Source organism: Pseudomonas sp. 2995-1 (assembly GCF_002742505.1).
In the GTDB taxonomy this organism is placed as follows: domain Bacteria; phylum Pseudomonadota; class Gammaproteobacteria; order Pseudomonadales; family Pseudomonadaceae; genus Aquipseudomonas; species Aquipseudomonas sivasensis.
The window spans coordinates 25,452-37,649 of sequence record NZ_LJSA01000332.1 but is presented as its reverse complement, the minus strand read 5'-3'; the positions used below and the strand labels follow the sequence as shown (position 1 = coordinate 37,649).

The 12,198-nt window shown below is 58.5% G+C and carries 11 protein-coding genes; 3 read left to right on the top strand and 8 right to left on the bottom strand.

All coding sequences use genetic code 11. The annotated features are described in order from the left end of the window. Positions 1-11: 11 nt before the first annotated feature. Together dnaG and rpsU are read right to left on the bottom strand one after the other, a co-directional pair. The gene (gene dnaG / locus AOA61_RS09140) at positions 12-1,979 is read right to left on the bottom strand and encodes a DNA primase (protein ID WP_032883872.1); all 1,968 of its coding nucleotides are present in this window, start codon (positions 1,977-1,979) and stop codon (positions 12-14) included. A 443-nt stretch (positions 1,980-2,422) separates the two neighbouring features. Further along, a complete protein-coding gene (rpsU, locus tag AOA61_RS09135) occupies positions 2,423-2,638 on the bottom strand; it encodes a 30S ribosomal protein S21 (RefSeq protein WP_002551877.1) in 216 nt (71 codons plus the stop codon). Positions 2,639-2,840: 202 nt separating this feature from the next. On the opposite strand from rpsU, the gene tsaD reads away from it, so the two are divergent. Then, entirely contained in the window at positions 2,841-3,866 is a 1,026-nt protein-coding gene (tsaD, locus tag AOA61_RS09130; protein WP_032883871.1) for a tRNA (adenosine(37)-N6)-threonylcarbamoyltransferase complex transferase subunit TsaD, read from the top strand. 43 nt (positions 3,867-3,909) lie between these two features. On the opposite strand, the gene plsY is transcribed toward tsaD, so the two are convergent. Further along, a complete protein-coding gene (gene plsY, locus AOA61_RS09125) occupies positions 3,910-4,479 on the bottom strand; it encodes a glycerol-3-phosphate 1-O-acyltransferase PlsY (RefSeq protein WP_032883869.1) in 570 nt (189 codons plus the stop codon). A gap of 72 nt (positions 4,480-4,551) precedes the next feature. Between plsY and folB the strand changes: the two genes are divergently transcribed. After that, positions 4,552-4,905 (top strand): dihydroneopterin aldolase, encoded by a 354-nt coding sequence (gene folB / locus AOA61_RS09120; protein ID WP_099601628.1) that lies wholly within the window; start codon positions 4,552-4,554, stop codon positions 4,903-4,905. Next, positions 4,896-5,420 (top strand): 2-amino-4-hydroxy-6-hydroxymethyldihydropteridine diphosphokinase, encoded by a 525-nt coding sequence (gene folK, locus AOA61_RS09115; protein ID WP_095185045.1) that lies wholly within the window; start codon positions 4,896-4,898, stop codon positions 5,418-5,420. The genes folB and folK overlap by 10 nt, the downstream gene beginning before the upstream one ends. Here folK and AOA61_RS09110 read toward each other — a convergent pair. From AOA61_RS09110 to glpE, 5 genes are all read right to left on the bottom strand, one after another. Further along, a complete protein-coding gene (locus tag AOA61_RS09110; protein ID WP_099601627.1) occupies positions 5,409-6,644 on the bottom strand; it encodes a multifunctional CCA addition/repair protein in 1,236 nt (411 codons plus the stop codon). The two genes, folK and AOA61_RS09110, sit on opposite strands and share 12 nt — an antisense overlap. A 63-nt stretch (positions 6,645-6,707) precedes the next feature. Further along, entirely contained in the window at positions 6,708-8,273 is a 1,566-nt protein-coding gene (locus AOA61_RS09105; protein WP_032883861.1) for a SpoVR family protein, read from the bottom strand. After that, positions 8,270-9,541: a YeaH/YhbH family protein gene (locus AOA61_RS09100; RefSeq protein WP_016977872.1), complete on the bottom strand. Its 1,272-nt coding sequence runs from the start codon at positions 9,539-9,541 to the stop codon at positions 8,270-8,272. Before AOA61_RS09100 ends, AOA61_RS09105 begins: the two co-directional genes overlap by 4 nt. 113 nt (positions 9,542-9,654) lie before the next feature. Next, entirely contained in the window at positions 9,655-11,577 is a 1,923-nt protein-coding gene (locus AOA61_RS09095) for a PrkA family serine protein kinase (RefSeq protein WP_003194732.1), read from the bottom strand. Positions 11,578-11,861: 284 nt separating this feature from the next. Further along, positions 11,862-12,191 carry a thiosulfate sulfurtransferase GlpE gene (glpE, locus tag AOA61_RS09090; RefSeq protein WP_032883859.1) on the bottom strand — a complete coding sequence of 110 codons (330 nt, stop codon included), beginning with the start codon at positions 12,189-12,191 and terminating at the stop codon, positions 11,862-11,864. Positions 12,192-12,198 lie beyond the last annotated feature (7 nt).

Genomic DNA, 12,198 nt, shown 5'->3' with positions numbered 1-12,198 from the left:
GAGCTATGACCTCACACGCCAGCTGAGGTCGGGTTTGATGCGGAAACATTCTGTTTTAAGAGGTCGCGCATCTGTTTTGCTATCTGAATTTGCTCTTCAGCCGATAATCCTGGCTGTCTTGCTCTCTTGATGAGTTCATCGAGGGTTTGCGTATGCTGACCCGCAGATAACCTAGTAATGGTGTCTAAAAACTGTTGTTCAAGGTTATCGCCGTCAATTAGCCACTCCTTTTCCGCAAGTGCTTTCAACAAGCGCCCTTGTTCTGTGCCGTGCCAGCGTGCCATCAGCTGAATTGAGTTTAGCTTAGGATTTTTCTGCACGGCTTCGATCAGCGCGATCAGCACCTGAGCGTAGGTATTGCTCGCATTGGCAAAATGGTCGGCACTTTCGACCTTGCCCGCCAGTTGCGGGTGGTGAATGAGCGTGCGCAGGGCGATCAGCGTGGGCGCTTCTACGGCAACTGGCGTGCGTGGGGCGTAGGCCTCATCGCGATCGCCACGCTTGCCGTTCTTGCTCCACGGTTTCTTGTCCCATTTCTTGCCGCCGGCACCGGGCTTCTTCGGCGTCCATTCCTGCTGGGGCGCGTAGGCCTCCTGCGGCTGGAAGTCGGCATAGTCCGGCATGGCGTCGTAATCCATGCCCGGGTCGTAGGCGGGCGGAGCATCCTGCGGTGCACTGTGCACCAGCTGACTGACGGCTTCGCCGCTTAGCCCGGTAATTTCCAGTAGACGTTGGCGCATCAGGGTGCGCAGGTTGGCGCCAGGCACCTTGTCGATCAGCGGCGCTGCGAGGGTGGCCATATGGGCCTTGCCTTCAAGGGAGCGCGGATCGGCTTCCTCAGTCAGTTGCTGGAAAAAATAATCGGCCAGCGGCTGCGCATGTTGGTTGATGCGTGCACGGAATGCGTCAGTGCCTTCGGAGCGCACCAGGGTGTCCGGGTCTTCTCCCTCGGGCAAGAACAGGAAGCGCGCGCGGCGCCCATCCTGCAGGCTCGACAGCGTGGCTTCGAGTGCGCGCCAAGCGGCGTTGCGGCCAGCCTGGTCGCCGTCGAAGCAGAACAGCACGCTGGGCACGACGCGAAACAGGCGCTTCAGATGTTCTTCGCTGGTGGCGGTGCCAAGGGTGGCGACGGCGTTGCGCAAGCCTTGCTGGGCGAGGGCGATCACGTCCATATAGCCTTCAACCACGATGATTTCATCGAGGTTGCGATTGTTCTTGCGCGCTTCGAACAGGCCGTAGAGTTCCTGGCCTTTGTGGAATACCGGGGTTTCCGGGGAGTTCAGGTACTTGGGTTTGTCGTCGCCCAGTACGCGGCCACCGAAGGCGATGATACGGCCGCGGCTGTCACGGATAGGGAACATCACGCGGTCGCGGAAGCGGTCGTAGCGCTTGCCGGTCTCGGCGTTTTCCACCAGGAGGCCTGCGTCGATCATGGCTTTTTGCTGCAGAGTGTCGCTGCTCAAATGTTTGTACAGGTTGTCCCAGCCGGGTGGCGCGAAGCCGAGACCGAAGTCGCGAGCGATTTCACCGGTAAGGCCGCGGCCCTTGAGGTAATCGACTGCTGCCTTGCGCTGAGGATGGCTCTTCAGTGCCTGCCGGTAAAAGTCGGCGGCGGCAGTGAGCAGCGGGTATAGCGGCGAATCGGTGGGTTGCCGTGGTTTGTGCGGGCGGCCACTTTCTTCGCGGGGGACTTCCATGCCGGCGGCTTTCGCCAGGTCCTCGATTGCCTGGGGGAAGTCCAGGTTGTCGTGGTCCATCAAGAAGCCGAGGGCGTTACCGCCTGCGCCGCAGCCAAAGCAGTAATAGAACTGCTTGTCTGGGCTGACGCTGAACGACGGGGTTTTTTCTTTGTGGAACGGGCAGCAGGCGGTGTAATTCTTGCCGGCTTTCTTCAATTGCACGCGCGAGCTGACAACATCGACGATGTCGGTGCGGTTCAGAAGGTCGTCAATAAAGCTCTGGGGAATTAGCCCGGCCATGGCGTTCTCGTCATCACTGCGTGTAAATGAGGGCCCGTGAAGTGCTCAAGCGCTTGGGTCGAGTGGCTCGACCATCAATCGTCTGCTTGGGCTGTATGGAAGTGTATCTGCCGAGCATTCACTGACGTTAATTTCTATCAGTCTTCGGCGAAGAAATGTTGCCCCTGGCTCCGGTCTTGGCCGCTGGCGGCCTCGGAAGCTCATCGATGGGCACAGCCGACCGTTGATCGCCTGTTTACAGAATAAGTGTGCTCGTCAGTAGCCTTGTTAGGCTCGTCAGAAGAGACGTGCACCGCTGGCAAAAGAGCCAGTCCTGACGTGTGAAGCAGTTGTCTCAGTCGCATGTGCGGCTTCGACGATGAAGCATCAAGCGATATCTGCAAATGCCAATAGCCCGGCTGTAGGGCCGGGCTTGGCAGAAGCTTGCTACGAACGTCTGTGTATTAGTACAGACGAACGGCGCGGCGCTGCTCGCGCTGAACTTTCTTGGCGTGACGCTTAACAGCGGCTGCTGCTTTACGCTTACGCTCAGAAGTTGGCTTCTCGTAAAATTCGCGGCTACGAACTTCGGCCAGTACACCGGCTTTTTCGCAGGAGCGCTTGAAACGACGCAGAGCTACGTCGAAGGGTTCGTTCTCTTTAACTTTGACGGCTGGCATCCAGAGCTACCTTCTTTCATTACCGGGATCAACGTTCTCGTCGCAAAAAATTCGCGGCTGAGGTCGTCGGTTTTTAAGGGTTGCGGATGTTAACCCCTCATTGACCGGAATGCAAAGCCTCTGATCGAAAACCGCTAGTCGGGAGGGGGAGTGGCGACTATTATGCGCGCCTTCGAATTTAGCCTCTACAAGGCGCAAACCCATGCTAGTACTGGGACTTGAAACCTCCTGCGACGAAACCGGTGTCGCACTTTACGACAGTGAACGCGGGCTTTTGGCCGATGCACTGTTCAGTCAGATCGACCTGCACCGCGCTTATGGCGGCGTGGTGCCGGAGCTGGCCAGCCGTGATCACGTCAAGCGCATGCTGCCCTTGATTCGCCAGGTGCTGGACGAGGCCGGTTGTGTGCCGACCGAGATCGACGCGATTGCCTACACGGCGGGCCCTGGATTGGTCGGAGCCCTTCTGGTTGGGGCCTCTTGCGCACAGGCGCTGGCTTTCGCCTGGGGTATTCCAGCCCTGGGTGTGCACCATATGGAAGGCCATTTACTAGCGCCGATGCTGGAAGAAAACCCGCCGCAGTTCCCGTTCGTCGCTTTGTTGGTTTCGGGGGGGCATACGCAGCTGGTTCAGGTCGACGGAATCGGTCAATACACGCTTTTGGGCGAGTCGCTGGACGACGCCGCCGGCGAAGCTTTCGACAAGACTGCGAAGATGATGGGCCTCAATTACCCCGGCGGACCGGAAATCGCCCGTCTCGCCGAAAAGGGCGTTGCTGGTCGCTACACATTCCCGCGTCCGATGTGCGATCGCCCCGGTTTGATGTTCAGCTTCAGCGGGTTGAAAACCTCCGCACTGAATACCTGGCAGCACAGCGTCAGCGCCGGGGACGACAGTGAGCAAGCCCGTTGCGACATCGCTCTGGCGTTCCAGCAGGCCGTGGTGGAGACTTTGACCATCAAGTGCAAGCGTGCTCTGAAACAGGCTGGCATGAAGCGTCTGGTGATCGCTGGCGGCGTCAGCGCCAACAAGGCGCTGCGCAGTTCATTGGAAAAAATGCTCGGTGATATGAAGGGTGATGTGTTCTACGCGCGCCCTGAGTTTTGCACCGACAATGGCGCCATGATCGCCTATGCCGGTTGCCAGCGTCTGCTGGCGGGGCAGCACGAAAGCCTGGCGATCAGCGTGCAGGCACGTTGGCCGATGGAGCAGCTGCCGCCGTTGTAGGCCGTTATTTGGGCGCGACGTGAGCCAGGCTCATCTGGGGGATTTAAAAATGCCGTTCGCGCCCGGCAAACAGGTCGCGTAAATTGCCCCGATGGCGCCAGACGATCAGCAATGTCAGCACGCTCATCGGCAGCAGCGCCGCCGGTTCCTGCCAGGCCAGCAATGGCAGGGTGAGCGGCGTGGCGATCAGTGCCGCCAGTGAGCTGGTTCGGGTCAGGTAGAACGTCAGCAGCCAGGCAAGCACGGCCAGTAGTGCCGCCGGTGGGTAGATCCCCAGCAGCATACCGGCCGCCGTGGCGACACCTTTGCCGCCGCGAAATCGGAAATACAGTGGAAACAGATGGCCCAGGACGGCGCACACGCCCACCCAGGCCTGCTGTTGCAGGGTAAGGCCGGCGGTGCTGGCGATCAGCACGGGCAGCAAGCCCTTGCACAGATCGCCCAGCAGCGTCAGCACGGCGAGCTTCTTGCCGGCCAGGCGCAACATGTTGGTGGCGCCAGCATTGCCGGAACCACTCATTCGCGGGTCGGGGTTTCCCGTCAGGCGGCTGAGCAAAATGGCGAAGGACAGCGAGCCGAGCAGGTAGGCGAGAATCGCCAGTGACCAAAACATGCTAACTATTCCGGGCGAGGACGCCCTGATTCTAACGGGGCATCGCGCCCTTGTCGTGCTGCGGAGAAGAGCTTGGACAGAGTGTTTATCGAAGGCCTGGAAGTCGACACCGTGATCGGGGCCTACGACTGGGAGCGCGGGATCCGCCAATGCCTGCGTCTGGACCTGAGCTTCGCGTGGGATAACCGCCCGGCCGCCGCAGGTGACGACCTGGCCTTGGCGCTGGATTACGCCAGCGTTTCGGCGCGTATCCAGGCGTTTGCCGAACAGTCCCAGTACCAACTGGTGGAAACCTTTGCTGAGCGCTTGGCCCAAGTGTTGATGAGTGAGTTCCAGATTCCCTGGCTGCACCTCAAACTGACCAAGCCCGGCGCAGTACCGGCCGCCAAAGGTGTGGGCGTGGAGATTGAGCGCGGATGTCGCTAACTCAGGTTTACCTTGGCCTCGGTAGCAATATCGAGCGCGAGCTCCATCTGTGCGCCGGGCTCGACGCGTTAGCGAGCTTTCTGACGGATATGCGCTGCTCGGCGGTGTTCGAAAGCCAGCCGGTGGGCATCAAAAGCGGGCCGTTCTTCAATCTGGTGGTGTCGGCCTATACCGACCTGTCGTTGACAGAATTGGACCGCCGTCTTAAGACCATCGAAGCTGAAAACGGCCGCTACGCGCCGGACCGCAAAGGCCTGCCATTGGACATCGATGTGCTGCTGTACGGCGAGTTGGTGGGGGATTTCGACGGTTTGATTCTGCCCCGTGCGGAAATTCTGAAAAACGCCTTTGTTTTGTGGCCGCTGTCGTTGATGGCGCCGGACCGCGTGCATCCTGAGGTGGGTAAAACGATGGCTGATCTGTGGCGGGATGCGCAGATCGATCAGTTGCTGGCGCCTGTCGCCTTTGAGTGGCAGGGCCAGCACCTGACGCCGAATGCGCTTCTAATTCGATAGGGCGCGTTGTTCCTTGTAGGCCTGCAACGCCTTGAGCCGTTCGCGCTTCAAGGCTTCGCCCAGCTCAGGGCCTTTGAAACCCTTCTCCACCAATGGCGCCACCGCCACCTCGCGTGCTGTCTGCGCCGCACCGCGCAAATAATCTGCCTGTGGATAACTGCGTTGCTCGAAGCCCTTGCGGCCCCGGGCATCCATTTCACAGGCGACCACAAACTCCTCAAAGCGCTGCGGTCGGCGATATACGTCAAAACTTTGCAGTAACTCCAGCAGCGTCGAGGCTTTCAGCTCCAGCGCTCGATGGCCGTGGGTGTGATATTGACCCACCAGCAGCGCCAGCTCCTGGCAATCCCTTGGCACTTTGAAACGTTCATTGACTGCCTTGATCAGCTTCAAGCCCCGATGCTCATGGGCGATATGCTGCGGCAACTTATCCACAGGCGTTAGACCCTTGCCCAGGTCATGCAGCAGGCAGGCCCAGCGCACGGTCAGTGGCTGTTTGTGCAAGGCGGCCTGCTCCAGCACGCTCAAGGTATGCACGCCAGTGTCTATCTCGGGGTGGTGGGCCTCGGGTTGGGGGACGCCGAAGAGTGCATTCACTTCCGGCATCAAGGTTTTCAGTGCGTCGCAGTCGCGCAGGACCTGAATAAACACCTGAGGCTGATCTTCCATCAGCGCTCGGGAGATTTCCTTCCAGCTGCGCTCCGGCGTCAGGGCTTCCAATTCGCCTGACTCGCTGAGTTGACGCATCAGTTCCAGAGTCTGCGGTGCCACTGTAAAACCAAGATGTGCATAGCGAGCAGCAAAACGTGCGACGCGCAGAACTCGCAGGGGATCTTCGGCGAAAGCGGGGGAAACATGGCGTAGAACGCGGGCTTCTAGGTCACGCTGGCCGTTGTAGGGGTCGGTCAGGTTGCCGTCATCGTCTTCAGCCATTGCGTTGATGGTCAGGTCGCGACGGATCAGGTCTTCTTCCAGCGTGACCTCGGGGCTGGCGTGAAAGACAAAACCGCCATAGCCCCGGCCGCTCTTGCGCTCAGTGCGGGCCAAAGCATATTCGTCGCCGTTCTTCGGGTCCAGGAACACCGGGAAGTCAGCGCCTACCGGCTTGAAGCCCTTCGCCAGCATCTCCTCGGTGGTCGCACCGACAACGACGCGGTCGATATCAGTGACCTTGATGCCCAGCAGGCGGTCACGCACGGCGCCGCCGACTTTGTAGATTTTCATGAAAAAGCCTCCATTAGCGGCACAGGATACCGCCTGTGCCTGACCAATGGAGGCTTTGCTGTTTCAGAGGTGAACGACGGCCATGTCCAGGCGACCATAGTCGTTATCGTTGTGATCACTGCGCGGTGGAACATGGTGAGTTTTCATCACCTGATCGCCTTGCAGGGTTTCCAGATGGATGTCAAAACCCCACAGTCGGTGCAGATGCTTGAGTACTTCCTCGGTGGATTCGCCCAGGGGTTTGCGGTCATGTTGCTGGTGACGCAAGGTCAGCGAGCGGTCTCCGCGGACATCAATGCTGTAGATCTGTACGTTGGGCTCCCGGTTGCCCAGGTTGTACTGCGCGGCCAAGGTTTCACGGATGATGCGGTAGCCGGGCTCATCGTGGATGGCCGGCACCACCAAATCGTCCTTGAGGTCGTCATCGAGGATGCTGAACAGTTTGAGGTCGCGGATCACCTGGGGTGACAGGTACTGCAGGATAAAACTCTCGTCCTTGAAGCTGCTCATGGCGAACTTGATGGTGGACAGCCAGTCGCTGCCGGCGATTTCCGGAAACCAGCGGCGGTCCTCTTCGGTCGGGTGTTCGCACATGCGCCGGATGTCGCGGTACATGGCAAAACCCAGAGCGTAAGGGTTGATGCCGCTGTAATACGGGCTGTCGAAGCCAGGCTGAAATACCACACTGGTGTGGGAGGTGAGGAACTCCATCATGAAGCCGTCGGTGACCAAACCCTCGTCGTACAGGTCGTTCATAAGCGTGTAGTGCCAGAACGTCGCCCAGCCTTCGTTCATCACTTGGGTTTGGCGCTGTGGATAAAAGTACTGGGCGATCTTGCGCACGATGCGCACGATTTCCCGTTGCCATGGTTCCAGCAGTGGGGCGTGTTTTTCCAGGAAATATAGGATGTTTTCCTGAGGTTCGGCGGGGAAGCGCGCATTGTCCTTGTCGCTGTTTTTGTCGGCGCGTTTAGGAATAGTGCGCCACAGGTCGTTGATTTGCTTCTGCAGGTGCTCTTCACGCTCCTTCTGACGCAGGCGTTCTTCCTCGGCGGAAATCGGGTACGGGCGCTTGTAGCGGTCGACCCCGTAGTTCATCAGGGCATGACAAGAGTCGAGCAAGTCCTCCACTGCGTCGATCCCGTGGCGCTCCTCACACTGCATGATGTACTGCTTGGCGAACACCAGGTAATCGATGATCGAACTCGCATCGGTCCAGGTGCGGAACAGGTAGTTGCCTTTGAAAAAGCTGTTATGCCCATAGCAAGCGTGGGCCACCACCAATGCCTGCATGCAGATGGTGTTTTCTTCCATCAAGTAGGCGATGCATGGGTCGGAGTTAATCACGATCTCGTAGGCCAGCCCCATCTGGCCGCGGGTGTAGGACTTCTCGGTGCTGAGGAAGTGTTTACCGTAGGACCAATGGTGATAACCCAGCGGCATACCAACAGACGCGTAGGCATCCATCATCTGCTCAGCGGTGATCACTTCGATCTGGTTGGGGTATGTGTCCAGGGCATAACCCGCCGCGATCCGACTGATTTCCTTGTCATAGGCCTGGATCAGCTCAAAGGTCCACTCGGAGCCGGTGGAAATGGGTTGGCGCTTAGTCTCTTTTTTGGCGGTCATGTCACTAACCTGCGCTGGAAGAGTTCACGGAAGACCGGATAGATATCGCCGGCCGAGACCAGTTGCTGCTGGGCGAACGTGTCGGCAAAAGCTTCGCCGATGCGCTCATATTCGAACCACAGGGCCTGGTGCTCACGGGGGGTAATTTCAACGTAAGTGTAGTACTGCACGAACGGCATGATCTGGTTGATCAGAATGTCGCGGCAGATGGGCGAATCATCATTCCAGTTGTCGCCGTCAGAGGCTTGAGCGGCGTAGATATTCCATTCGTTGGCCGGGTAGCGCTCGGCCATGATCTCCTGCATCAGCTTCAGGGCGCTGGACACGATGGTGCCGCCGGTTTCCCGCGAGTAGAAGAACTCTTCTTCGTCGACTTCCCGGGCGCTGGTGTGATGGCGGATGAACACTACGTCGATCTTGTCGTAGTTTCGCTTCAGGAACAGGTAGAGCAGGATGAAGAACCGTTTGGCGATGTCCTTGGTGGCCTGGGTCATGGAGCCGGAAACGTCCATCAGGCAAAACATCACCGCCTTGGAACTGGGGTTCGGTTGTTTGACGAGCAGGTTGTATTTCAAGTCGAAGGTGTCGAGGAACGGCACACGATGGATGCGCGCACTGAGTTTCTCGATTTCCGCCTCGATTTCCTGGATATCGCCGAAGTTATCCGGTTCTTCGCGCTTCAAGCGCGCCAACTCTTCCTTGGCCTCTTTCAATTTGGCGCGGCTGCTGCCCGACAGGGCGATACGCCGTGCATGGGCCGAGCGCAGGGTACGGATGATATTGATCCGTGACGGGTTGCCCTCGTTACTGATACCTGCCCGCACAGTCTTGAAGGTGTCGGTACCGGTCAGGTTTCGTTTGACGAGGTTGGGCAATTCCAAGTCCTCGAACATGAACTCGAGGAATTCCTCCTGGGTAATCTGGAACACAAACTCGTCCATGCCTTCGCCAGAATTGCCGGCTTTGCCTGGACCTTTGCCACCACCACCGCCTTGAGGTCGCTGGATATGTTCGCCGGTGGTGAACTCCTTGTTACCAGGGTGCACGACGGTCTGTTTGCCGCCGCGGCCATGGTGCAGGACCGGTTCGTCGATATCCCGTCCGGGAATGCTGATTTGCTCACCATGCTCCATGTCGGTGATGGAGCGGCGGCTGACGGCCTCTTCGACGGCCTTTTTGATGTGGTCACGGTAACGCCGCAGGAAACGCTGGCGGTTTACCGTGCTCTTGTTCTTGCCATTGAGGCGTCGGTCGATCACATAGCTCATGAGGAGCCCTCCGGGCAGCTTCACGTTACAAGCTTCAAGCGGCGAGCTGGAAGCTTAGAGACAAGCGGTCAACTGCCAGGCCCATGACCTGGCAGTGCACGCCTATCGCTGCCTTACTGCGATTTGCGAACCCGCAGATACCACTCGGAGAGCAGTCGTACCTGTTTGTCGGTGTAGCCACGCTCGACCATTCGTGTGACGAAGTCGTTGTGTTTTTGCTGGTCCTCCTTGCTGGCCTTGGCATTGAAGCTGATGACCGGTAGCAGATCCTCGGTGTTGGAGAACATTTTCTTCTCGATGACCACCCGCAGCTTCTCGTAGCTGAGCCAGGTAGGGTTCTTGCCGTTGTTGTTGGCACGGGCACGCAGTACGAAGTTGACGATCTCGTTGCGGAAATCCTTCGGATTGCTGATGCCAGCGGGTTTCTCGATCTTTTCCAATTCCTCGTTGAGGGCTACGCGGTTGAGGATCTCGCCGGTTTCCGGGTCGCGGTATTCCTGGTCCTGGATCCAGAAGTCCGCATACAGCACATAGCGGTCGAAAATGTTCTGGCCGTACTCGCTGTAGGACTCCAGGTACGCGGTCTGGATTTCCTTGCCAATAAACTCGATGTAGCGCGGCGCTAGGTACTCCTTGAGGAAGCGCAGGTAGCGTTCACGGGTTTCCGCCTGGAACTGTTCCTGTTCGATCTGCTGCTCCAGCACATAGAGCAGGTGCACCGGGTTGGCGGCGATCTCGTGCGGGTCGAAGTTGAAGACTTTGGACAGGATCTTGAACGCAAAGCGCGTCGATAGGCCGTTCATGCCTTCATCCACGCCTGCCGTGTCGCGGTATTCCTGGATTGACTTGGCTTTAGGGTCGGTGTCCTTGAGGTTTTCACCGTCGTAAACGCGCATCTTCGAGTAGATGTTCGAGTTCTCCGGCTCCTTGAGGCGCGACAGCACGGTGAACTGGGCGAGCATCTTCAGGGTGTCGGGTGCGCAATGGGCCTTCGCCAGGGAGCTGTTGAACAGTAGCTTGTCGTAGATCTTGATCTCATCGCTGACTCGCAGGCAATAAGGCACCTTGACGATGTAGATCCGGTCGATGAAGGCTTCGTTGTTCTTGTTGTTACGGAAGGTGTGCCATTCCGATTCGTTGGAGTGGGCCAGCAGGATCCCGGTGAACGGAATCGCGCCCAAGCCTTCGGTGCTGTTGTAGTTACCTTCCTGGGTCGCGGTAAGCAGTGGGTGCAGCACCTTGATCGGTGCCTTGAACATTTCCACGAATTCCATCAGGCCTTGGTTGGCCCGGCACAGTGCGCCCGAGTAGCTGTAGGCGTCGGCGTCGTTTTGCGGGAATTCTTCGAGTTTGCGGATATCGACCTTGCCCACCAGCGCCGAAATATCCTGGTTGTTCTCATCGCCCGGCTCGGTCTTGGCAACGCCGATCTGGTTGAGGATCGAGGGGTAGAGTTTCACCACGCGGAACTGGCTGATGTCACCGCCAAACTCGGCCAGGCGCTTGGTGGCCCAGGGCGACATGATGGTGTTGAGGTAGCGGCGTGGGATGCCGAAGTCTTCTTCGAGGATCGCGCCATCTTCCGTGGCGTTGAACAGGCCCAGTGGCGACTCGAAGACCGGCGAGCCCTTGATCGCGTAGAAGGGCACTTTCTCGATCAGCTGTTTGAGCTTTTCGGCCAGGGACGATTTACCGCCGCCGACAGGGCCGAGCAGATAGAGGATCTGTTTCTTCTCTTCCAGGCCTTGGGCGGCATGGCGGAAGTAGGAGACGATCTGATCAATGCATTCTTCCATTCCGTGGAAGTCTTCAAAGGCCGGGTAGCGGCGGATCACCTTGTTGGAGAATATCCGCGACAGGCGCGAATTATTGGCGGTTTCCACCAGCTCCGGCTCACCAATCGCCAATAGCAGGCGCTCGGCGGCAGATGCGTAGGTGCTGCGGTCCTGCTTGCACAGCTCAAGATACTCTTGCAGCGTGAGTTCTTCCTGCTGTGTGGACGCGAAGCGTTGTTGGAAGTGGCTAAAGATACTCATGACGTCGTCACCTCGCTCGATACGTGGAGCCGACGCCGGATCTATCAGTCGATGCTGGCAGTCATTGACGATCGCCAATGGCCGTTTTCCCCCCAGAACACCCTAAACGCTACCGATGACCCGCACGCCGGTGTACCGGCTCTCCCCTGATTCGGATGGCCTGCGCTTAAGGATAGTTCGGAATCTGGGAGGTCAAGGCGTGATACGCAATTAGTTTGCCTGCGCCGTTCGTCAGAAACGGCGCGAGCCCAAGCGTCACGCGGGGTAGCGGGGTTTGAAAATATTTATTGCGAATCGCCCGAAGAAATTTCTGCAGGATAGGTCGTACGCCACAGCTCAAAACCACCGTCCAGGCTGTAGACGTCGGAGAAGCCTTGGCTGATCAGGTAGGCGGCGGCGCTCTGGCTGGAGTTGCCGTGGTAGCAGGCCACGATCAGTGGCGCGTCGAGGTCGGCGGCGCGGATGAAGTCGGCGATGTTAACGTTATCCAGATGCTGGGCGCCGGTGATATGGGCTGCCGAGTAAGTAGGCTGGTCGCGGATATCAACCACCACCGCGCCTTGCTCGCGCAGGGCTTGGGCTTGTTCGGGAGGGATACGTTTGAATTCGCTCATGGCGGGC